Annotated in this window: 22 protein-coding genes; 18 read left to right on the top strand and 4 right to left on the bottom strand. The window is 63.9% G+C overall.

The window, feature by feature from the left end; all coding sequences use genetic code 11:
- The first annotated feature begins 186 nt into the window (after window positions 1-186).
- The 16 genes from rpoN (at window position 187) to fliP (ending at window position 14,371) form a co-directional block, all read left to right on the top strand.
- A complete protein-coding gene (rpoN, locus tag RT460_RS13025; RefSeq protein WP_313319388.1) occupies window positions 187-1,596 on the top strand; it encodes an RNA polymerase factor sigma-54 in 1,410 nt (469 codons plus the stop codon).
- 14 nt (window positions 1,597-1,610) lie between these two features.
- A complete protein-coding gene (locus RT460_RS13020; protein ID WP_313319387.1) occupies window positions 1,611-1,991 on the top strand; it encodes a response regulator transcription factor in 381 nt (126 codons plus the stop codon).
- Entirely contained in the window at window positions 1,984-3,450 is a 1,467-nt protein-coding gene (locus RT460_RS13015) for a sigma-54 dependent transcriptional regulator (protein WP_313319386.1), read from the top strand. The genes RT460_RS13020 and RT460_RS13015 overlap by 8 nt, the downstream gene beginning before the upstream one ends.
- 499 nt (window positions 3,451-3,949) lie before the next feature.
- The gene (gene fliE / locus RT460_RS13010) at window positions 3,950-4,306 is read left to right on the top strand and encodes a flagellar hook-basal body complex protein FliE (protein ID WP_313319385.1); all 357 of its coding nucleotides are present in this window, start codon (window positions 3,950-3,952) and stop codon (window positions 4,304-4,306) included.
- A 12-nt stretch (window positions 4,307-4,318) separates the two neighbouring features.
- Window positions 4,319-5,962: a flagellar basal-body MS-ring/collar protein FliF gene (fliF, locus tag RT460_RS13005; protein WP_313319384.1), complete on the top strand. Its 1,644-nt coding sequence runs from the start codon at window positions 4,319-4,321 to the stop codon at window positions 5,960-5,962.
- Between the two features lie 10 nt (window positions 5,963-5,972).
- Complete coding sequence (fliG, locus tag RT460_RS13000) at window positions 5,973-6,959, top strand: flagellar motor switch protein FliG (protein WP_313319423.1); 987 nt, start codon at window positions 5,973-5,975, stop codon at window positions 6,957-6,959.
- A complete protein-coding gene (locus RT460_RS12995; RefSeq protein WP_313319383.1) occupies window positions 6,956-7,597 on the top strand; it encodes a FliH/SctL family protein in 642 nt (213 codons plus the stop codon). The genes fliG and RT460_RS12995 overlap by 4 nt, the downstream gene beginning before the upstream one ends.
- Window positions 7,594-8,979, top strand: a complete 1,386-nt coding sequence (fliI, locus tag RT460_RS12990) for a flagellar protein export ATPase FliI (protein ID WP_313319382.1) — start codon at window positions 7,594-7,596, stop codon at window positions 8,977-8,979. The genes RT460_RS12995 and fliI overlap by 4 nt, the downstream gene beginning before the upstream one ends.
- Window positions 8,976-9,446, top strand: coding sequence for a flagellar export protein FliJ (gene fliJ, locus RT460_RS12985; RefSeq protein ID WP_313319381.1), 471 nt, complete (start codon window positions 8,976-8,978; stop codon window positions 9,444-9,446). The genes fliI and fliJ overlap by 4 nt, the downstream gene beginning before the upstream one ends.
- Window positions 9,443-10,483 (top strand): flagellar hook-length control protein FliK, encoded by a 1,041-nt coding sequence (locus RT460_RS12980; RefSeq protein WP_313319380.1) that lies wholly within the window; start codon window positions 9,443-9,445, stop codon window positions 10,481-10,483. Before fliJ ends, RT460_RS12980 begins: the two co-directional genes overlap by 4 nt.
- Before the next feature lie 180 nt (window positions 10,484-10,663).
- Window positions 10,664-11,146, top strand: a complete 483-nt coding sequence (locus RT460_RS12975) for a transposase (protein WP_313319379.1) — start codon at window positions 10,664-10,666, stop codon at window positions 11,144-11,146.
- A gap of 154 nt (window positions 11,147-11,300) precedes the next feature.
- On the top strand, window positions 11,301-11,816 hold the full coding sequence (locus RT460_RS12970; RefSeq protein WP_313319378.1) for a flagellar basal body-associated FliL family protein: 516 nt from the start codon (window positions 11,301-11,303) through the stop codon (window positions 11,814-11,816).
- Window positions 11,817-11,825: 9 nt separating this feature from the next.
- A complete protein-coding gene (gene fliM, locus RT460_RS12965) occupies window positions 11,826-12,842 on the top strand; it encodes a flagellar motor switch protein FliM (RefSeq protein WP_313319377.1) in 1,017 nt (338 codons plus the stop codon).
- Window positions 12,835-13,182 (top strand): flagellar motor switch protein FliN, encoded by a 348-nt coding sequence (gene fliN, locus RT460_RS12960; RefSeq protein WP_313319376.1) that lies wholly within the window; start codon window positions 12,835-12,837, stop codon window positions 13,180-13,182. The genes fliM and fliN overlap by 8 nt, the downstream gene beginning before the upstream one ends.
- Window positions 13,179-13,586 carry a flagellar biosynthetic protein FliO gene (gene fliO / locus RT460_RS12955; protein ID WP_313319375.1) on the top strand — a complete coding sequence of 136 codons (408 nt, stop codon included), beginning with the start codon at window positions 13,179-13,181 and terminating at the stop codon, window positions 13,584-13,586. The genes fliN and fliO overlap by 4 nt, the downstream gene beginning before the upstream one ends.
- A 2-nt stretch (window positions 13,587-13,588) precedes the next feature.
- A complete protein-coding gene (gene fliP, locus RT460_RS12950; protein WP_313319374.1) occupies window positions 13,589-14,371 on the top strand; it encodes a flagellar type III secretion system pore protein FliP in 783 nt (260 codons plus the stop codon).
- A 108-nt stretch (window positions 14,372-14,479) separates the two neighbouring features.
- On the opposite strand, the gene RT460_RS12945 is transcribed toward fliP, so the two are convergent.
- Complete coding sequence (locus tag RT460_RS12945; RefSeq protein WP_313319373.1) at window positions 14,480-14,776, bottom strand: hypothetical protein; 297 nt, start codon at window positions 14,774-14,776, stop codon at window positions 14,480-14,482.
- A 209-nt stretch (window positions 14,777-14,985) separates the two neighbouring features.
- Here RT460_RS12945 and RT460_RS12940 point away from each other — a divergent pair, with 209 nt between their 5' ends.
- Window positions 14,986-15,213: a hypothetical protein gene (locus RT460_RS12940; RefSeq protein WP_313319372.1), complete on the top strand. Its 228-nt coding sequence runs from the start codon at window positions 14,986-14,988 to the stop codon at window positions 15,211-15,213.
- 27 nt (window positions 15,214-15,240) lie between these two features.
- Here RT460_RS12940 and RT460_RS12935 read toward each other — a convergent pair whose 3' ends face one another.
- Window positions 15,241-15,918 (bottom strand): response regulator transcription factor, encoded by a 678-nt coding sequence (locus RT460_RS12935; protein WP_313319371.1) that lies wholly within the window; start codon window positions 15,916-15,918, stop codon window positions 15,241-15,243.
- Between the two features lie 170 nt (window positions 15,919-16,088).
- Window positions 16,089-17,321 carry an EAL domain-containing response regulator gene (locus RT460_RS12930; RefSeq protein ID WP_313319370.1) on the bottom strand — a complete coding sequence of 411 codons (1,233 nt, stop codon included), beginning with the start codon at window positions 17,319-17,321 and terminating at the stop codon, window positions 16,089-16,091.
- A 270-nt stretch (window positions 17,322-17,591) separates the two neighbouring features.
- On the opposite strand from RT460_RS12930, the gene RT460_RS12925 reads away from it, so the two are divergent.
- Window positions 17,592-20,459: an ATP-binding protein gene (locus RT460_RS12925; protein ID WP_313319369.1), complete on the top strand. Its 2,868-nt coding sequence runs from the start codon at window positions 17,592-17,594 to the stop codon at window positions 20,457-20,459.
- Between the two features lie 33 nt (window positions 20,460-20,492).
- Here RT460_RS12925 and RT460_RS12920 read toward each other — a convergent pair whose 3' ends face one another.
- Complete coding sequence (locus RT460_RS12920; protein WP_313319368.1) at window positions 20,493-20,888, bottom strand: hypothetical protein; 396 nt, start codon at window positions 20,886-20,888, stop codon at window positions 20,493-20,495.
- Window positions 20,889-21,160 lie beyond the last annotated feature (272 nt).

Genomic DNA, 21,160 nt, shown 5'->3' with positions numbered 1-21,160 from the left:
TAAAATCAATTACTTACATTCTTCGCGGACGCGCCATGCGTCAGAATACCGTCGCAATGTAAGGGGATCCCCTACATCCGGTCAGGCCTGACACCACAGCCATCAGGGTGACCCCTATTTTTACCCCGACAGCAGGCACGCAAGATGCGTTCCATAACGCGCCCTTCACGGCGCTCGGGGAAACGCATGAAAACCACTCTGTCCGCACAGCTGGGCCAACAACTTCATTTGACACCGGCCCTGCTGCAATCCATCCGCCTGCTCCAGCTCAATGGCATGCAGTTGGAGATGGAAGTGCGACAGGCGTTGGAGAGCAACCCGTTGCTCGAGCTGCATGAAGAAGCCGAACAGGAGACGCCGGCCAGCGCCAATGCCGAGGCCCAGACCGATACCGCCGCGTTCGATGAACTGCCGGAAAGTTCGATGTGGGATGTCCATGGCGCCAGCTGGAATGGCGTCGACGACGATCGCATGGCACGCGTGGCCGCCGGCGAATCCAGCGACCCGCACCTGCGCATCCTCAATGCACTGGCCTTGGAGCTTGACGAGGCCGATCTCGCCGCAGCGGCGTTCTGGCTTGAGAACTGTGACGATGCAGGCTACCTGCAGGCACCGCTGGCGCAATTGACGCAGTTGGCCAGCGCCCGCCTGGACCGCACAGGCGCCGATCTCGAAGCCATTCGCCAGCGCCTGCTGCACGGCGAACCGGCCGGCATCGCCGCTGTCGACCTGCGCGAGTGTCTGCAGGCCCAGCTGCGAGCCCTGCCCGGCCACGTACCGGCTCGCCACCTCGCCCAGCGCCTGCTCGGTGCCGACCTGCAACTGCTGGCGGCGCACGACTACGCGGGCCTTGCCAAGCAGTTGGATGCCGAGCTGGAAGACATCTGCGAAGCCTTCCGCCTCGTGCTGTCGCTGCGTCCGCGTCCGGGTGACGCGCTGCTGCCGGAAATCGATGCCGCGGTAATTCCCGATGTGGTGGCTTGGCATGCCGATGGCCAATGGCGGGTCGCGCTCAACCCGGCCACCACGCCGCGCCTTGGCATCAATGCCGGCTATGAGCGCGTGGTCAGCGAAAGCAGCGGCGAAGCCTCGCAACCGCTGCGCGAGATGCTGCAGGAAGCCCGCTGGCTCACGCGCGGCCTGTCGATGCGCTATGACACCCTGATCCGCACGGCGCGGGTGATCATCGAGCGCCAGGCCGCCTTCCTGGTCAATGGTGACGAAGCCATGGCACCGCTGACCTTGAAGGAAGTCGCCGACACCATCGGCATGCACGAATCCACGGTCTCGCGGATCACCTCCGGCAAGTACCTGCAGACACCGCGGGGCACTTTTGAACTGAAGCACTTCTTCGCAGTGCGGCTGGAAGGCGCCAGCGTCTCCGGGCAGGCCGTCAAGGCCATGGTCAAGCGCCTGATCGATGCCGAACCGGCCGGGCGGCCACTGGCCGACGACGCCATTGCCGGCCTGCTCTCACGCCAAGGTGTGAACATCGCCCGCCGAACCGTCGCAAAATATCGCGAACAGCTTGATATCGCTCCCGCCCGCGAACGTCGCCGGCAGGTCGCCAAGCCCCAGCTGGCCCGTGTGGGCTGAAACCAGGAATCGCCATGAACAAGCTCACCGTCCTGCTGGTCGACGACCATGAAGGCTTCATCAACGCCGCAATGCGCCATTTCCGCAAGATCGAGTGGATGCAGGTCGTCGGCAGCGCCGCCAATGGCCTGCAGGCCATCGAACGCTCCGAAGAACTCCGCCCGCAGGTGGTACTGATGGACCTGGCCATGCCGGAAATGGGCGGCTTGCAGGCCACGCGCCTGATCAAGACCCAGGATGACGCGCCCTACATCGTCATTGCCAGCCACTTCGATGATTCCGAGCACCGCGAGCACGCGCTGCGCGCCGGCGCCGACAACTTCGTCAGCAAGCTGTCCTACATCCAGGAAGTCATGCCGATCCTGGAAGCGCTCAAGGAGAAGGGCCATGAGTGAATCACGCATCCTGGTGATCGATGCCGACGGCGTCCGCGCCGAACGCACGCTCGCCTTGTTGGAGTTCATGGATTTCAACCCGCGTTGGGTCAGCGACGCCCAGGACATCGACACGACCCGCCACCGCGGCAACGATTGGATGGCCATCGTGGTGGGTGCGTTGGAGGACGCCGAGCGTGCCGCAGGCTTTTTCGGCTGGCTGGCAAGTGCTTCGCTGCCGCCGCCGATCCTTCTGGCCGAAGGTGACCCGCTGGCGTTCTCGCGCCACTACGGCCTGCATGAAGCCAATGTCTGGCCGCTTGAGCAGCCGATGCGTCACGCCCAGGTCGAATCCCTGCTGCGCCGTGCCAGCCTCAAGCGCCTGGATGCAGAGCACCAGGCCGGCAGCAATGACGACACCGGCCCTACCGGCCATAGCCCGGCGGTCACCGAGTTGCGGCAGCTGATCGACCAGGTCGCGAACTTCGACACCACCGTGCTGGTGCTTGGCGAATCCGGCACCGGCAAGGAAGTTGTTTCGCGCGCCATCCACCAGCGTTCACCGCGTCGGGATGGTCCGTTCGTGGCGATCAACTGCGGCGCAATTCCGCCGGATCTGCTGGAAAGCGAATTGTTCGGCCACGAAAAAGGTGCCTTCACCGGCGCGCTGACGGCACGCAAGGGACGCTTCGAGATGGCCGAAGGCGGCACTTTGTTGCTGGACGAAATCGGCGACATGAGCCTGCCGATGCAGGTCAAGCTGTTGCGCGTACTGCAGGAACGCAGTTTCGAGCGCGTTGGCGGCAACCAGACCATCCGCTGCAATGTGCGGGTGATCGCCGCGACCCACCGCAATCTGGAATCGCGCATCAGCGACGGCAAGTTCCGCGAGGATCTTTTCTATCGCCTCAACGTCTTCCCCATTGATGTACCGGCGCTGCGCGAACGCACCACTGACATCCCCGCCCTGGTCGAAACCATTGCCACCCAATTGGCGCGTACGGGGCGCGGAGAAGTGCGTTTCACCCACGAGGCGCTGCAGGCGCTGGCCGGTTATCCGTGGCCTGGCAACGTGCGCGAACTGACCAACCTGGTCGAGCGTCTCGCGGTGCTGCATCCGGGCGGCAACGTGCGTGTGCAGGACCTGCCCAGCCGTTACCGCGGCGAGCAGATCACCGCATCCGTGCCGGCGCAGGAAGAGGAACGGCCCATGTTGCTCGGCCAGGTAATGGCGCCGGCACAGCCTGCTTCGCAGGCATCCGCCACCGGCATCGCTGCACTGGTCAACCTGCCAACCGAGGGCTTGGACCTGCGTGACCACATGGCGGGCATCGAGCTCACCCTGATCAACGAAGCGCTGGAGCGCACCCAGGGCGTCGTTGCCCATGCCGCCCAGTTGCTCGGGCTGCGCCGCACCACCTTGGTCGAAAAGCTGCGCAAGTACGGCATCGAGCGTGAGCCGGTCGAGGCCGCCGGCTGATCCGACCACCGGCGCCAGTCACCAGGCTGGCGCCGCAGCAACAACGGCATGTTCTGGTCGATCCTTACCTACTGCTGATTCCATTTGTCGCCCTGGCGCTGTCCAATCGCGCCAACTCAGACACGCTGATCCCGCTCGCGGCCGTCGCCACTCCCACTCCGGCGATCACGCCACGCCATTCTGAACGCGGCGCTGCGCTAGCGGCATTGGGCACCACGCACCAACCGATCACTCTCCAATAGTTTGCTGTCCAGGCGGCTAACGGCGCGCCTTGTGCGTCCTTTTAGTACTGGTCGTGACGGCGATGGGTTGCTGCGCCAGAAATCCTGCCCATTCACCGACGGGCCCGCCGCTTTACCACGTGAACCGACGGAATCCCGGCACCGTGCCGACAGGCAGCCGGCTCCAGGGTTCCCCGGCGACAGATAAACCGCTTCAGATGAATGGCACGGCACTTGCAACCGTGAAGATCGAAAGCTCTCTAACGGAACCCCACCCGATGTCCCACTCCATTACCTCCGTTCTTTCCCAGATCCGCAGCTTGCAGAGCCAGGTGGGCCAGGTGGCGCCTACCGCTGACCTGCCGCGCAGCAACGCGATCCAGGGTTTGACCGAAGGCAACGCCGTCACTGCGCCCTCTTTCAGTCAAACCCTGGAAGGTGCATTGAAGGGCGTCAATGAAGCCCAGCAGAAGTCCGGCCAACTGGCCGCGGCATTTGAACGTGGTGATGCCAGTGCCGACCTGGCCAAGGTCATGGTCGCCTCCCAACAGTCCCAGCTGGCGTTCCGCGCCACGGTGGAAGTCCGCAACCGTCTCGTCCAGGCTTACCAGGACGTGATGAACATGCCGCTGTAAGGATAGATACGCATGGCATTCGCGCTGTCCAAAGAGTCGTTGAACTCCGAACAGGCCGGGGCCTGGTTCGATCGTCTGCAGAGCCTGCAGATCACCCGTCGGCTGGGGCTGATGGCAATGATCGCCGTGGCGGTGGCGGCCGGTTTGTCCGTGTTCTTCTGGGCGCAGAAAACGCCCATGGTGCCGCTCTATACGGGGCTCGACCAGAAGGCTACCGCCGAGGCCACCGACCTGTTGCGGGCGGCGCAGATCCCGTTTGAACTGGATGCCGCCACCGGTGCCATCACCGTGCCGGAAAAGAACGTCCACGACGCCCGCCTGAAGCTTGCAGGTTCCGGCCTGACCGAAAGTGGCCGGCTGGGCTTTGAACTGATGGAGCGTGATCCCGGCTTCGGCGTCAGCCAGTTTGTCGAGAACGCGCGTTACCAGCATGCACTCGAGACCGAGCTGGTGCGCACCATCACCGCGTTGCGGCCGGTGCGCGATGCACGCGTGCACCTGGCCATTCCCAAGCCCAGCGCCTTCACCCGCCAGCGGGACGTCGCCAGTGCTTCGGTTGTGCTGGAGCTGCGCGGTGGCCAGCAGTTGGAACGCAACCAGGTGGATGCCATCGTCCACATGGTCGCCTCCAGCATCCCGGACCTGGCACCCGAGCGGGTCACCGTGGTGGACCAGAGCGGGCGCATGCTCACCATTGCCGATCCCAACAGCGATGCCGCACTCAACGCAGCGCAGTTCGACCAGGTCCGCCGCCTTGAAGGCTCGTACAACCAGCGCATCCGCGAACTGCTGGAGCCGATGACCGGCGCCGGCCGGGTCAACCCGGAAGTCAGCGTGGACATGGATTTTTCCGTGGTTGAAGAAGCCCGCGAGATCTACAACGGCGAGCCGCAGAAAGTGCGCAGCGAGCAGATCAGCGAGAACAGCAGCAACGTGCCTGGCCCACAAGGCGTCCCTGGCGCAGCCAGCAATTCCCCGCCGGGTCCGGCGGCGGCACCCACGACCGCGGCAACACCGACAGAAACCTCGAAGAACGCTACCCGCAACTACGAGCTGGACCGTACCCTGCAGCACACCCGCCAGCCGGCCGGTCGCGTCAACCGCGTATCGGTGGCGGTGCTGGTGGATCACGTGCCGCGCGCCGGTGCCAACGGCAAGACCACCGACCAGCCGCTGAGTGCGGCCGAGTTGACCCGTGTCGAAGCCCTGGTCAAGCAGGCGGTGGGTTTCAATGCCGAACGCGGCGACACCGTATCGGTGATGAACGCACCCTTTGTACGCGAAGCCATGCCGGTTGAAACCCCGAACTGGTGGGAGAACCCGCAGGTGCGTGACGCACTGCGTCTGGTGCTGGGTGCAATCGTCGTACTTGCCCTCCTGTTCGGCGTGCTGCGCCCTGCCCTGCGCCAGATCGCCGGTCCACCGAAGGCCTTGCCAGGTGCGCTGGACGACCCGCTGAGTGCTGACGTACAGGTCCTCGATGACGGCACCCAGATGCCGGCCCTGGCTGCTGATCGCCTGCAGCTGGACGGCACGCCCACCTTGGCGCTGCCGGTGGACGCCTATGAAGAACGCCTGCGCATGGCACGTGAAGCGGTAAAGACCGACTCCAAGCGCGTGGCCCAGGTAGTCAAGGGATGGGTGGCAAATGACTGATGTAATCCCGATGACCGGCGTACAGCGCGCTGCTGTCCTGCTGCTATCGCTGGGCGAAGCCGACGCGGCTGAAGTATTGCGTCACATGGAACCCAAGGAGGTGCAGAAAATCGGCATCGCCATGGCCACCTTGACCGACGTCACCCGCGAGCAGGTGCAGCGGGTGATGGATGACTTCGGCAATGAGCTGGGCAACAAGACCTCGCTCAGCGTCGGTTCGGATGACTACATCCGCAACATGCTGGTGCAGGCATTGGGCAACGAGAAGGCCAGCAACCTGATCGACCGCATCCTACTGGGCCGCAACACCACCGGCCTGGATGCCCTGAAGTGGATGGACCCGCGCGCCGTCGCCGACCTGGTCCGCAACGAGCACCCGCAGATCATCGCCATCGTCATGGCCCACCTGGAAACCGACCAGGCCGCCGAGGCGCTGAAGCTGCTGCCCGAGCGCACCCGCGTCGACGTGCTGCTGCGTATCGCCACCCTGGACGGCATTCCGCCCAATGCGTTGAACGAGCTCAACGAGATCATGGAGCGCCAGTTCGCCGGCAACCAGAACCTCAAGTCGTCGAACATCGGCGGCGTGCAATGTGCCGCCAACATCCTCAACTTCATGGATGGCGGCCAGGACCAGACCATCCTCACCGAGATCGCGCGCATCGATGCGCCGCTTGGCAGCCGCATCCAGGACCTGATGTTCGTCTTCGACGACCTGGTCGACCTGGATGATCGCGAGATGCAGCTGGTGCTGCGTGAAGTCAGCGGCGAGCGGCTGGGCCTGGCCCTGCGCGGTGCCGACATCAAGGTCCGCGACAAGATCACCCGCAACATGTCCCAGCGTGCCGCCGAGATCCTGCTCGAGGACATGGAAGCACGCGGCCCGGTACGCCTGTCCGATGTGGAAGGCGCGCAGCGTGAGATCCTGGCCATCGTCAAGCGCATGGCCGATGAAGGCACCATCACCATCGGTGGCGCTGCGGAGGCCATGCTGTGAGCAATGTCGTGCGCTGGCACGCCCCGGACCTCAACGCCCGTGCGTTCGTGCCGGACACGATCGAGACGATCACCGACCCGATCGAGACGGTGGTTGCCGAGCCACCGCCTCCGCCGCTGGCTTTGCCGACCCTGGAGGAAATCCAGGCCATCCGCGACGCTGCCAAGGAAGAAGGATTCCAGCTGGGCCATGGCGAAGGCTATGCCCAGGGCCAGGCCGAAGTCCGCCGCCTCACTGCGCAGATCGAAGGCATCCTGGACAACTTCAGCCGCCCGCTGGTTCGGTTGGAAAACGAAGTCGTCGGCGCCTTGGGTGAACTGTCGGTGCGTATTGCCGGGTCGCTGCTCGCACGCGCCTACCAGGCCGACCCCGCCCTGCTGGCAGACCTGGTCAACGAGGCCCTGGATACCGTTGGCGGCGCCAAGCGCGACGTCGAAGTGCGCCTGCACCCGGACGATATCGCCGCCCTGCAAAGCCTGTTGTCGCTGCCCGAAGGCCAGCGCCTGGCCCCCGACAGCAGCCTCAGCCGTGGCGATCTGCGCGTGCATGCCGAAGCCGTGCGCATCGACGGCACCCTCGACGCACGCCTGCGCGCAGCGCTGGGAACTGTGCTGCGTCGCGCCGGGGCCAGCCAATGAATGCCACGCCCTCACCCGCACCGGCCGAATGGGCAGCTGCCCGCGACCTGCGCCTGGCCTCGCGTCTGGACGCGATCACGCTGGATGCCAACAACGGCCATGGCCTGGTTCGCGAAGGCATCCTGCGCCGTGCGGTTGGCCTCACCCTGGAAGCGGTGGGCTGCGAAGCGCCGATGGGGGCCAGCTGCAAGGTCGAGATCATCGATGGCGGCTGGGTAGAAGCCGAAGTCGTGGGTTTCTCCGGTGACCGCACTTATCTGATGCCCAGCGCTGAGCTGCATGGCCTGTTGCCCAATGCCCGCGTTGTGCCGTCCTACCGCCGTGGCGGTGTCGACGTCGGCGAAGGATTGCTGGGGCGGGTGATTGATTCGGACGGCGTGCCGCTGGATGGCAAGGGCCCGATCCGCGCCGAGGGCAACGTCGGCATGGCGGGCGTTTCGATCAACCCGCTGGCACGCGAACCGATTACCCAGCCCCTGGACGTGGGCGTACGCGCCATCAACGCCCTGTTGCCGATCGGCCGCGGCCAGCGTGTGGGCCTGTTTGCAGGCTCGGGCGTCGGCAAATCCACCCTGCTGGGCATGATGACCCGCTATACCTCGGCCGATGTGATCGTGGTGGGGCTGATTGGCGAACGTGGCCGCGAAGTCCGCGACTTCGTCGAGACCACCCTGGGCGAGGAAGGACTGCGCCGCGCCGTGGTCGTTGCCAGTCCGGCCGATCGCCCCCCGCTGGCGCGCCTGCACGGCGCCTACCGCGCGACGGCAATCGCCGAGTGGTTCCGCGATCAGGGGCTGAACGTGTTGCTGCTGATGGATTCGCTCACCCGCTTCGCCCAGGCGCAGCGCGAGATCGGCCTGTCCGTGGGTGAGCCGCCGACCACCCGCGGCTACCCGCCGTCGGTGTTTGCCAAGCTGCCCGCCTTGGTTGAGCGCGCGGGCAACGGCGCCAAGGGGCGTGGCTCGATCACCGCGTTCTACACCGTGTTGACCGAAGGTGACGACCCCCAGGACCCGATTGCCGACGCCGCACGCGCCATCCTCGACGGCCATATCCTGCTTTCGCGTCGCGTCGCCGATAGCGGCCTCTATCCCGCCATCGATGTCGAATCCTCGGTCAGCCGCGTGGTCCAGGACATCGCCGATGACACCTGGCGTGCCCGCATCCGCAAGCTCAAGCGCCTGGTGTCGGCGTATTCGGCCAACCGTGACCTCATCGCCATCGGCGCCTACCAGCGCGGCAATGATCCGGTAACCGATGAAGCATTGGCGCGCTGGCCGGAGATCATGGAATTCCTTGGGCAGGACGTGCACAACGCCGCCGACCTGCAGCACAGCCTCTCCGCCTTGCAAGAACTGGTAGACAGCGAGAACACCGCATGAGCCCCTCCCGTCGCCTGGACCCCCTACTGCGCCGCGCGCAGGACCACGAAGATGAAGTTGCCAAAGCCCTGGCCGAACGTCAGCGCACGCTGGACATGCACCAGACACGCCTGTCCGAACTGCGCCAGTACGCCGAGGAGTACGCCACTGCGCAGATGGCCACGACCAGTGCCGCCCAGCTGATGAACCGGCGGGCATTCCTGGATCGCCTCGACAATGCCGTCCTGGCCCAGAGCAAGACAGTGGACAGCAACCACGAGCGCGTCGAAGCCGAACGTGCCCGCCTGCTGCTGGCCAGCCGCGACAAAGCCGTGCTTGAGCAACTGGCAGCCAGCTACCGTGCGCAGGAAAAGCAGGCAGCTGACCGACGCGACCAACGCGAGATGGATGACGTTGGTGCCCGCCGCGCCCGTTTGGCCAAGGCCGAAGCTGAAGCCAATGGCGGCGCTGAAGGCGGTGCGCGATGAATGTACTGAGCCCAGGCGTTGTTGGCAGCGCTGATATGCCCTCGTCGTCGCGCTCCGCCGGTACCGCGGCGAAAGCCGGCGACAATCAGTTCGATGCCTTGCTGCATGACAAGCCAGCAGGCGAACCCGTGGCAGCAGCATCAAGCGGCGACCACGGCACGGAACACAGGCAATCGGTGCAGGATGCCGACGCCGCCGAGGAACCCCAGCCGTCTGCGGCGGCCACGGACAAGCCTGTTGCAGAACAGGAAGCCAGCGATCGCGACGACACACCCGATGCACCCTGGCCACCGCCGGGCTTGGGCGGCATGCTGGCCGCCCCAGTCGAGATCAAGCCAATCGACGTCGCCGCCGTTTCCAGCCCTCCTGCTGGCGCGGTGCAGGACAAGTCGCTGCCGCCAGTACTCAATCCCGCTCAGGCCGCGGCCATGCCTACCGCTTCAACAACCGCGGCAGTGGCAGAGGACGTCGTCCTTCCACAAGCCATCCAGCAGCTGGCCACCAAAGCGCTGAGCGAGGAGAGGGATGTCGATACTCCCACCCCGGCAAACTTCGCGCAGGTGCTGCACAGCCAATCGGTACCGGAACTGCGGGCGCTCTCCGCCGCAACCGCCATCGACGCCCCCACCGCCACGCCCGAACTGGGTAGCGACGACTTCGACGATGCCATCGGCGCCCGCGTCAACTGGTTGGCCGAACAGAAGATCGGCCACGCCCATATCCGCATCAGCCCGGACCACATGGGCCAGATCGAGGTGAAACTGCAACTGGACGGCGACCGCGTGCATGCCAGCTTCACCGCCGCCAACGCCGACGTACGTCATGCACTTGAAAGCAGCCTGCCCCGCCTGCGCGAAATGCTGGGCGAACAAGGCATGCAACTGGCGCATGCGGATGTTGGCCAACAACAGAACTCGTCGCCCCAATCGGGCAATCAGGGAAACGATGCGCCCGGCATGGGCGGCACGACCGAAGCCGCGGAGATCACGTCCAGCCGGACACTGCGCATGCGCGGGCTTCTGGACGCCTACGCCTGATCCCGCCGGTGCCAGCTGCGCAAGCCACGAAACTGGCAGCCTGCCCCATCTCCTGACTGCGGATTGGTGGCTTCGCGGCTGGGGTCGCACCTGCCAACCCAGTCGTTCGCGGTGTTCTCTCACGATTGCGACTGTGGGAAGCGGACAGCACGTGTAGCCAGCTCTTGTCATCGTCCAGCGATGCACACTCTCGCTCCTTTACGCCCTGGTCCCGCGGCGCGCCGCCGAGGCCCTGCTTCCCAGCCCGGGCAGGCCTACCTTGTGACCCTTTGCGCTTGCGGAAGGTTACCGTTGTTTGCAGACCATGCCGTGGCCCACGCCATGTGCCGAGCGCTCGCTGATCGTCGCTTATGGCCGGACGCCTGGCTGCTGGCATGGGTCCTGATGCCGGATCATTGGCACGCCCTGATCCAACTTGGCGAGCCGGGCTGTCTGCGCACGGTGGTCGGGCGTTTGAAGACCCATACCGCACGGGTGCTGCCTGAGCTGATTGCCAGGCCGGTGTGGGAGCACGGCTTCCATGACCATGCCCTGCGGCGTGAGCAGAAGCTCAAGGCAGTCGCTCGTCAGATCATCATGAACCCGGTACGCGCCGGCATTGCCGACTCTCCAAGGACATACGCGTACTGGGACGCAGTCTGGCTCCCGGCAGGGGCTGCGTGAGCCGCGACGCTGGCCAAAGGTGCGGCCAGGCATGGCAATCGCTCCGTGGCTCCGCGGCGCTGACGCCGCTGCTGGCGGACGTGCCGGAATCCCGTCGTCGGCATTCCGGCACGCCGCTTGCATCGTGTTGGGCAGCAATCCTCAGGAGCACTACGTGGCCGCTGCCGCAGACAAGTCCCGCAAAACCGAAGCCAGCAAGGACGCGCCCGCAAAGCCGCGTCGCTCCTTGATGGTGACGGCCTTGATCGCCCTGTTCGCTGCCGCTGCCGCCGGCGGTACGGTCTGGTACCTGACCCAGGGCAAGGCCGACACGCACTCGGCCGAAGCAAAGAAGCCCAACACGCCTGCGCCCGCGCAGTACTTCGCGCTCGATCCGGCGTTCGTGGTCAATCTCAACGGCCCGCTGGATGGCCCCCGCTATCTGCAGGTTGAAGTGCAGGTGATGACCCGCGATCCCTTGGCGCTGACCGCCCTGCAGACCCACGCACCGGCCATCCGTGCTCGCCTGCTGATGCTGTTCTCCCAAGTCGAACCGGCGCAGATCGCCGACCGCGCGGGCAAGGAAAAACTGCAGGCCGGCGCACTGGCCGAAGTGCAGAAGCTGATGAAGGCCGAAACCGGCAACAACAGCGCCGAAGACCTGCTGTTCACCAGCTTCGTCACCCAGTAAGGCGACACGATGAGCATCAACGACCTGCTATCACAGGACGAAATCGATGCCCTGCTGCACGGCGTGGATTCGGGCACGGTCAACACCGCCGAGCCCGGCCCCGCGCCGGGGGAAGCCAGGGCCTACGACTTCGCCAGCCAGGACCGCATCATCCGCGGCCGCATGCCAACGTTGGAGATGGTCAACGAGCGTTTCGCCCGCCTGTGGCGCATCGGCCTGTTCAACCTGATCCGGCGCTCGGCCGAGTTGTCGGTGCGTGGCATCGAGCTGATCAAGTTCGGCGACTACCTGCACTCGTTGTACGTCCCGACCAACCTCAACCTGATCCGCTTCAAGCCGCTGCGCGGCACCGGGCTGATCGTTTTTGAACCGACCCTGGTGTTTGCCATCGTCGACAACTTCTTTGGCGGTGATGGGCGTTACCCCACCCGTATCGAAGGCCGCGAGTTCACCGCGACCGAGATGCGGGTGATCCAGCTGATGCTCAAGCAGACGTTTTCAGACATGCGCGAGGCCTGGGGACCAGTGATGAATGTCGACTTCGACTACATCAACTCCGAGATCAACCCCCACTTCGCCAATATCGTCAGCCCGCGCGAGTACGTGGTGGTCAGCCGCTTCCACGTCGAGCTGGATGGCGGCGGTGGCGACATCCACATCACCCTTCCGTATTCAATGCTGGAGCCGATTCGCGAACTGCTTGATGCCGGCATCCAGAGCGATCGCAACGACCGCGACGAAAGCTGGGCCAAGATGCTGCGCGAACAACTGGACACCGCCGAAGTGGAGCTGTCCAGCGTGCTGGCCAAGCGCCGCATGAGCCTGCGCGAACTGACGCGACTGAAGATCGGCGACGTTCTTCCCATCGAAATGCCCAAAGAAGTTCCGCTCTGCGTCGAAGGCATCCCGGTGTTTACCGGCGAGTTCGGCGTCGCCAACGAACGCAACGCGATCAAGATCACCGCCACCCATCCACCGGGCCGGCGTCCCACCGTTCCCGTGATTCAGGACAACAGCAATGAATGACATCCCCTCCCCTGACAACGGCAACGCCGCCACCCCGGCGCAGTTTGCCAACCTGCAGGCCGACAGCGGCAGCAGCACCGACCTGGACCTGGATGTCATCCTCGACGTACCGGTGACCTTGTCGCTGGAAGTCGGGCGCGCACGCCTGCCCATCCGCAACCTGCTGCAGCTCAACCAGGGCTCGGTTGTGGAGCTGGAACGTGGCGCCGGTGAGTCGCTGGACGTGTTCGTCAACGGCACCCTGATCGCACATGGCGAGGTCGTTGTCATCAATGATCGCTTCGGCGTCCGCTTGACCGACGTGGTCAGCCCCAGCGAGCGGATCCGGAGACTGCGTTGATCACGCTGCTTGCCTATGCCGCACCTGCTGCAAAAGCAGCGACGCCGGTGGGCCAGCACGCGGCCAGTTCACCCGGTCTGTTCGGCGCGTTCTTCACCTTGCTGTTGGTGCTGGGCCTGATCATCGGCCTGGGCTGGCTGCTCAAGCGCATGCCTGGGGGAGCCTTCCGCCCCGCCGAGGGGCTGAAGATCGTCGCCAGCCTCACTATCGGCGCCAAGGAACGGGTGGTGGTAGTCGACGTCAATGGCCAGCAGCTGCTGCTGGGCGTTACCGCCGGTGGCATCAGCAACCTGCACCAATTACCCGAGCCTCTGCCGCAGACAGCACCGCCGGCACTGCCCAACCTAAAACAACTACCGAATTTCGCGCAGCTGCTGCAACAGAAGCTGCGCAAGGACGCCTGACCATGCCGGTCCATCGCTTCAACCCCCGTTTCTGCTGGCAGCTGCTGTTGCTGCTGGCCATGCTGGCCTTGCCACTGTTCGCTTGGGCCGCGCCTGCCGCACCACAGATGCCGGCGTTGCCGGATGTGAACGTTGGCAAGATCGGTAGCCAACCGGTCAGCTTGCCGCTGCAGACGCTGCTGCTGATGACGGCCATCACCCTGTTGCCGTCGATGCTGCTGGTGTTGACCGCGTTCACCCGCATCATCATCGTGCTGGGCCTGCTGCGGCAGGCAATGGGTACCGGCCAGACGCCTTCCAACCAGATCCTGTTGGGTTTGGCGTTGTTTCTAACCGCCATGATCATGATGCCGGTATGGGACAAGGCGTGGTCGACCGGCATGGCGCCCTATCTCGATGGCCAGATCGACTTCCAGACAGCCTGGCAACTGACGACCGAACCCCTGCGCGCCTTCATGCTTGCACAGGTGCGCGAAACCGACTTGATGACCTTCGCAGGCCTGGCCGGGCACGGCGCCTATGCCAGTCCAGAGGCAATCCCGTTCCCGGTATTGGTCGCATCGTTCGTGACCAGCGAACTGAAGACCGCCTTCGAGATCGGCTTCCTGATCTTCATTCCCTTCGTGATCATCGACCTGGTGGTGTCCAGCGTGCTGATGTCCATGGGCATGATGATGCTGTCGCCGATGCTGGTGTCGGCACCGTTCAAGATCCTGCTGTTCGTGCTGGTGGACGGTTGGGTACTCGTGGTCGGCACCCTGGCCGCCAGTTTCAATGCCGTCTAAGGGTGATGGGGCGCGCTGGCGCCCCGCTCACAACGCCCAACGGGCCGTTGTATTCACCGTCGCTGACGACTGCGAATACGCGCAGGCCATTCGACCCCGCCGATAGCCCTACTTCAATCGGCCCGCGCCGCGGCTGTGATGTCGCCGTACCAACTCATCCAGGTACAGATCCAGTGCCGCCTGCGCCTCTTCATCGGTACCCTTGTTCTTCAGCGCCCAACGCAGCCGCTCCATCAGCACGGCATCGCGGCAATCGGCCAGGCTTTCGTTGTCACGCTGGCGACTCATCCGGTAGCGGCGTGCACGTTCGGCGGGCGTCAGCGCTGTGTCGTAGAGCTTCGGGCGACCTCGCGCGCGTTTGGGCGCATTGCTGGAGGGCGGCGGGCTGTCGTCGTCTTGGTGCACGGGAAGTATCCGGGTAATTCAGCACGTTGATAATAAAGTAGTGCGTCACGAATTAGGGCAACGTGCGCCATGCTCTGACGCCACCGCCGATCCATTGATGGGCACTGCCCCGACAGACGCCGGCCGGCACCGCATTTAACGTGTCTGCCTTGCAAGCACCGACGTCCCTACCATCACCCGTCGCAACGGCACGCCCGCGAGAGCCAACATTGACCCGCACGCACACCGCCAACATCCATGCGCTCCTGATTGCCTTCGCGCGCCTGTCCAAACTCCGCCGCAGGCAATTCCTCGATGCGCTCAATACCTTCATGTACGCATCGCCACAACGCCAGCAACGGTGGCTGCAGGAATGGGAAGCCGCCATGCAACCCCGTGCCATCGGGGACACAACGCGCACAACAACTGCCGCGCAGGCGGCGGCCGACAAAAACTGAGCTGCGCCGCCTTCGGCAGACGGCGTTCTAGGACGTTGCAGCCGGCAACGATGAACTCACCAATCCATTCTCGATGGCATATCGCAACAGATCGACATCGCGCTCGATCGATAGCTTTTCCATCGCCTTGGCCTTCTGCGAGCTGATTGTCTTCTTGCTCCGGTGCAATCGCTCGGCGATCTCGTTGACGGTCAGGCCGGATGCATACAGGCGCACTACTTCTGACTCGCGCTGGCTCAGCACACCTTCCGGGTTGCGGCTGCGCACGCCCCAATCAATGCCGCCCACAACTTTTGCAACGGTGGGTGAGTAGTACTTGCCCCGCTTGTAAGCGGCATGTATCGCTGGCGCCAGGTGAGCGACTGCATCGGATTTGCTCACGATGCAATTCACCCCACCGCTGACCAGCGTGTGCAAGACGGCGGGATTGTCCAACATGGTCAACACCACCAACTGCAGATCGGGATACCGCCGTCGGATCAAGCCAAACAATGCCATGCCGTCGCCGAAATCCCCGGCCGGCATTGCGTAGTCGGATACCACCACATCGCAGGCCTCTGCAGCCAGCAACTGCATGAGCTCGGTGGAGTCAGCCGCGGTTGCCACCAGTTCGATGGCCGGGACCTGCGCAAGCTCGTAGCGCACACCGGCGATCATTCCGGGGTGGTCATCAGCCACAACAACCCGAATTTTCAAACCGCTCATGCCACCTGCTCCAGGGTGATCTTCCTGAACAGAATGGCATCTGGTCTTGGCAGCCGTCGAGGTGAGAGTGCCCTATTCGACGCTAATGGTGTAGATGGATCCTGAAGCGTTCATATTGCCCTTCACCCGCCACCTGTGCTCTTTGCAACCTTCCCGCCGCAGCAACATCGTCAGGCAAGCTGACCGGCACAGTAGCGCGCGTAGTCGGCGCGCGACATCGGCTTGGCATGCAGATAGCCCTGGCTGATCTGACAGCCCATGGAGCGGACCATTTCCAGATCCGCCTCGTTCTCGATGCCCTCGGCAACGACGGTGGCCACCAACTGCTTGGCCATCGCGATGACACTGGCCAGGATGCTGCGCGCGTGGGGCTGGCTGCGTGCCTGCTCGATCATGCCGCGCTCGATCTTGAGTTCACTGAAGGGCACCTGCAACAGGCGGGCCAAGGAAGATGCGCCTGAGCCGAAGTCGTCGATCGCGCAGGAGAACCCACGCAGGCGCAGTTGGGTGACCGCGCCAACCAGGCCGTGGTTGCAGTACATGCCGCCGTCCTCGGTGATCTCTATCACCAGACGTGACGGTGCCACGCCGGCTGCAATGGCGCGATCGGCGATGCTCTGTGCCCAATGAACGGAATTGGCGACTGTGGCGGGCACGTTGACCGCTATCTGGCGGTTGCTGGCACTATCGTCGGAGGCCAGGCATTCAAACGCGCTGGCCAACATATAGTCGGTCAAGTCTTCCAGTAGACCATGCTCCTCGAACGCCGCCAGGAACGCAGCGGGCGTCAGCACCGAGCCGTCGGGGTGATGCCAGCGCGCCAACAACTCCGCGCCCCGCAACGCACCGGTGTGGATGGCATGCTGCGGCTGGAAATACGCGGTGATCTGCTGCAGACGCAGCGCGTCCTTCATTTCTTCCAGACCGAATTCCATGGATTTTCCGCCTCCAATCAGGGCAGGTGCGGGTTCCTCGCGCAGACCCAATGCCAGACCCTGCAGCAGCGTTTTCAGTTGCGACAGTTCCAGGGGTTTACGCACCGCCGCCAACACCTCCACACCCTGGCTTTCGGCGTAGGCGGCAGCGGCCTGCAGTACCCGGCACGGCCTGGCGCTGGTCAGTACCACCGCGGACGAGGCACCTCGGTCGGCCAGCACATCGATCAATTGCAGACCGGTGCTCTCCCCCAAATCCAGGTCCAGCAGCACCAGATCCCAGTCCCGACGGCGCAGCGCATTGATCGCTTCGGCACCATTGCAAGCCACCTCCACCATGTTCACACCGTTGCGGCCAAGCTTGTTGCTGACCGGAACCGAATGCAGCTCATTGCCGTCCACCACCAAGGCGGAGCGGACAATGCTGGTCTGGTGGAGGGGGGATTGGATGGGCACAAAAACGTTCATGGGAAGGACTCCGGCTGGACTGGGTGCTCTTGGTGCTGTTGTTGACCCGGGCAATTTTTCCAGCCTTGCGCCTGCTCCCATATAAGCCCAGTCCTAAAGTTGGGCGCCCACGCCTACTCCCCCGAGCGCTCCCGGCCTATGATGAACAGGCGTTCAGCCGAGAGCCTCACGATGCCCGCCGAACCCCGCCCCACTCCAACGCCAGCCGCTGCGGACAGCACGCTTGGCCTGCTCAACCGCAATCAACGGCGCATGTTGTGGGTCGGTGGGGTGCTGACCACCCTGATCCTGCTAGTCACCACCGTGGTCATCGTCCACTCCCAGCTCACGGACTATCTAGGCCAGCGTTATGCGGAGTACGTGATGCGTCGCACTGCATTGCAGTCGGCGTTTGCGGTGCGCGAAGGCGCAATGCGCATCAGCGTTAAACAGGAGGAGTACGCGTGGGCGGCCGGGCCTACGCCGGATCCGATCCTGCTCAGGCGCTTCATCCAGGGAAACGGCCGCATCACCCTGCAACGTACGGAAAAATTCCCGCCGGTATTGGTTCTCAGTGATGTGCACGCCGCCAAGCCGGCCGCCGCCTTTGCCAACTATCTGCGCCTGGCTGATGAGGTCAGCTATCAAACAGGCGCCTATACCCAAGCCCTCAGCGCGTCGGGCTACTTCTTTTCCCCGGAGCGGGATTTCATCGGCATCGGACCCGCCACCGATGCCATGCGTGCTCAGCTGCAGGAAATTCCTGCAGCGACAACCATCGCTCGCTTCACCGCCGATGTACCACAGGATGCTACATCCGGACCGCAAACCGACCTGCGCTGGCTACCACCGGCCACCGACCCCCTGAACAACAGCCTCGCCGTCCGCATCATCCAGACCGCAAGCCACGATGACCAGCCGTTCGCGACCTTTGTTGCATCCTATCCGGATCAGGTTTTTTCGCAGTACCTGTCGACCACCGACGCGGGCGAGATATCACGCCTGCTGGATTCGGGAGGACGCAGCTTACTGCAGTTGCAGCTGGATGCAGGAACGCGGCCAGCAACCGAACTGGACGCTGCCATTGCTGCCGCACCTACCGCAACCGGGGTCAGGTTCCACCAACACAATGGCGTGTTTGTCGCACGCGATGTCGTCAACGCGACAGGCTGGCAGTTCGTGCAGGCCTTCAATTGGTGGGCGATCCTGAGCGATATCTGGCCCCGGCTTGCGGTCTATGCAGGAGCGATGTTGCTGGCGATCATGTTCACCTGGGCCGTGCTGATCTGGCTCGACCGGAAGGTATTCAAGCCTGCCTTGGTCCGCTCCCAACGCATCGTCGAGAGTGAGGACCTCAATCGAACCATGGTTGCAACAGCGCCGTTCGGCCTGGTGTTGCTTGCCTATCCTGCTGGCGGCGTGATTCTGCAGAACGCGGTGATGCAAGCCTACGCCGAACGCCCGGTGATGGACGACATTCCACTGCATCAGCGCCTTCTGGCCTTGGCGCCACCCGCCGGCAGCACAGTGGCGGCGGAAAGCGAAGTGATCATTCCATTACGCGATGGCAGCCATAGCGCCCTCTTCGCCAGCGTTGTACGCAGTCGTTACCAGGGCCAATCGGTGGTGCTTTGCAACTTCAGTGATATCACCCTGCGCAAGGAAGTCGAGCGCGAACTGGAGGCCGCCCATACCGCAGCCAACGCAGCCAACGCGGCCAAGTCGGCTTTCCTGGCGATGATGAGCCATGAAATCCGCACGCCACTGAACGCCATCCTTGGCAACATCGAGCTGCTCGGCCGGGGCGCGCTGCCGGCAGCAGAGCGGGCGCAACTGCACACCGTCAGCCAATCGTCCAACGCCCTGCTAGCCATCATCAATGACGTTCTCGACTTCTCGAAAATCGAAAGCGGCCAGATGGTTCTTGAGTTGATAGCGTTCGATCCGCGCAATATCGCTCTGCAGGCGGCAGGCATATTTCGTGCTGTGGCCGAAGACAAAGGGCTCGCACTTGAGCTCAGCCTCGATGAAACCATCGCACCGGCCTATGTGGGCGATCCGAACCGGATCGCACAGATCGTCTACAACCTGCTGAGCAACGCCATCAAGTTCACCGCGCACGGCGACGTCCTGCTGGAAATGTATCTGGCCGATGACACTGCTGAAAACGCTGCGCTGATCATCGGTGTAAGCGACACCGGCATCGGCATGACCCAGGCCCAGTTGCAGGGCCTGTTCCAGACGTTCAGTCAGGCGGATGCATCCATTTCGCGCCGTTATGGTGGGACGGGGCTCGGGTTGGCACTGTGCAAGCGTTTGACCGGATTGATGGGCGGCAGCATTCGCGCCGTCAGCGAACCGGGCAAAGGCAGCACGTTCATCGTCACCCTACCCTTGCCGCTCTCAGCGGAGCCAGCTCATCACGCCGCAGCTGAAACCCCGGCTCTGGCCATACCGCAGGGCTTTCATGTGCTGGTGGTAGACGACCTGGCAGCCAATCGTGACCTGCTGCGCCTGCAGCTGCTTGCGCTCGGCTGCAGCTCCGACCAGGTTGAAGATGGCGCCTCGGGTTTGGCCCTGTTCGCTGAAAGGCAACACGACCTGATCATGACCGACCTGAACATGCCCGGCATGGATGGCTATACGCTGGCACGTAGCCTGCGCGATCAACAGGTACGCGTGCCCATCATCGCCATCACCGCCCACGCCTCGGAGACCGAACGCACGAGATGTAGCGATGCGGGAATCGACGCCGTGTTGACCAAGCCAATCCTGCTGGATGCACTGGTCGCGACCTTCCAGCGCCTGGGCAACCATCAGGTTTCCAGTGCCTTGCAGCACAACGCCGCCTCCATCGGGAAAGGTCCTTTGCCGGCAACCGTGCATGCACCGTTGCTTGCCAGCCTGGACACTGCGGTGCGGGCTATCCGCTCTACCCTCGCAGAGACCCCAGCCCTGTCGCTCAGCGAGATCGGCAATCGGCTACATGCGCTGCGCGGCGCGCTCGCCTTCGTTCACGAAACCCAGGCTGCGGATATGTGCCGGGGCATGGAGCTGTTGCTGGAATCCCATCCTTTCGATATCCAGACGTTTACCGACCATCTCGACAGATTCGAAGCACTGGCCAGGGCAAGCCTGCACGCGCGGGCGCCCGCCTAGCCTGCCGCCCGGTCGGGCCACGAACAGGCCGCATCAGCGGCACGCATCATGGACACGGTTGTCCCAATAGCTGGACATCGCAAAGTCCCGTTTCAATCCCGCCGCTGCATACGCCTTGGCCCGTCCCTGACGTTCGCGCTGACATGCGCTGAGCGCAGGACGCGCAGCCCGGCTGGAACGGTTGCGCGACCGTGGCGCGCGCCGATGCGTGCTGTCCAATGCCTCCCGCAAGGCGGCTACGCGCTGCGCAACCTGTGGGTCGATGGCTTCCGGAACCGCGTCCCAACGCGCCAACGCGCGCCCCTCGCAAGCTGCCGACTGGTAGACCGGCCCAGCCTCGGTTTCACATTTGAAGACATGCTGCGCCGATGCGCCGGGCATCGCTGTCCACAGCACCAGCGTCACAACGAAAGCACAGACCTTTTTCATCCTCTTCCGGCGCCTTGGTCGATGGTCGCCAAAGCATCGGCATTGGATCAGGCAGATACAGCCAGCAACCGCCGCTGCACGCGGTGGGTGCAGCAGTTGGCATGGTGTGGGAGAGCGGCACGGCGCCAGGCAAAGATGTGAAGATTTTTTTTCACAAATTGCTTGCGGGAAAAAAGAAGCCCCGCTATTATTTCGTTCTCGGCAACAACGCAACAACGGGGCCATAGCTCAGCTGGGAGAGCGCCTGCATGGCATGCAGGAGGTCAGCGGTT

The sequence above is a fragment of the Stenotrophomonas sp. genome (assembly GCF_032061965.1).
GTDB lineage: Bacteria > Pseudomonadota > Gammaproteobacteria > Xanthomonadales > Xanthomonadaceae > Stenotrophomonas.
Note: the sequence above shows the minus strand (reverse complement) of the source record. Positions and strands in the feature narration are given on the sequence as shown.

Coding starts and splice junctions, on each gene's coding strand:
- rpoN (WP_313319388.1), top strand. CDS start 187: ATGAAAACCACTCTGTCCGCACAGCTGGGCCAACAACTTCATTTGACA.
- RT460_RS13020 (WP_313319387.1), top strand. CDS start 1,611: ATGAACAAGCTCACCGTCCTGCTGGTCGACGACCATGAAGGCTTCATC.
- RT460_RS13015 (WP_313319386.1), top strand. CDS start 1,984: ATGAGTGAATCACGCATCCTGGTGATCGATGCCGACGGCGTCCGCGCC.
- fliE (WP_313319385.1), top strand. CDS start 3,950: ATGTCCCACTCCATTACCTCCGTTCTTTCCCAGATCCGCAGCTTGCAG.
- fliF (WP_313319384.1), top strand. CDS start 4,319: ATGGCATTCGCGCTGTCCAAAGAGTCGTTGAACTCCGAACAGGCCGGG.
- fliG (WP_313319423.1), top strand. CDS start 5,973: ATGACCGGCGTACAGCGCGCTGCTGTCCTGCTGCTATCGCTGGGCGAA.
- fliI (WP_313319382.1), top strand. CDS start 7,594: ATGAATGCCACGCCCTCACCCGCACCGGCCGAATGGGCAGCTGCCCGC.
- fliJ (WP_313319381.1), top strand. CDS start 8,976: ATGAGCCCCTCCCGTCGCCTGGACCCCCTACTGCGCCGCGCGCAGGAC.
- RT460_RS12980 (WP_313319380.1), top strand. CDS start 9,443: ATGAATGTACTGAGCCCAGGCGTTGTTGGCAGCGCTGATATGCCCTCG.
- RT460_RS12975 (WP_313319379.1), top strand. CDS start 10,664: ATGCACACTCTCGCTCCTTTACGCCCTGGTCCCGCGGCGCGCCGCCGA.
- fliM (WP_313319377.1), top strand. CDS start 11,826: ATGAGCATCAACGACCTGCTATCACAGGACGAAATCGATGCCCTGCTG.
- fliN (WP_313319376.1), top strand. CDS start 12,835: ATGAATGACATCCCCTCCCCTGACAACGGCAACGCCGCCACCCCGGCG.
- fliP (WP_313319374.1), top strand. CDS start 13,589: ATGCCGGTCCATCGCTTCAACCCCCGTTTCTGCTGGCAGCTGCTGTTG.
- RT460_RS12935 (WP_313319371.1), bottom strand. CDS start 15,918: ATGAGCGGTTTGAAAATTCGGGTTGTTGTGGCTGATGACCACCCCGGA.
- RT460_RS12930 (WP_313319370.1), bottom strand. CDS start 17,321: ATGAACGTTTTTGTGCCCATCCAATCCCCCCTCCACCAGACCAGCATT.
- RT460_RS12920 (WP_313319368.1), bottom strand. CDS start 20,888: ATGAAAAAGGTCTGTGCTTTCGTTGTGACGCTGGTGCTGTGGACAGCG.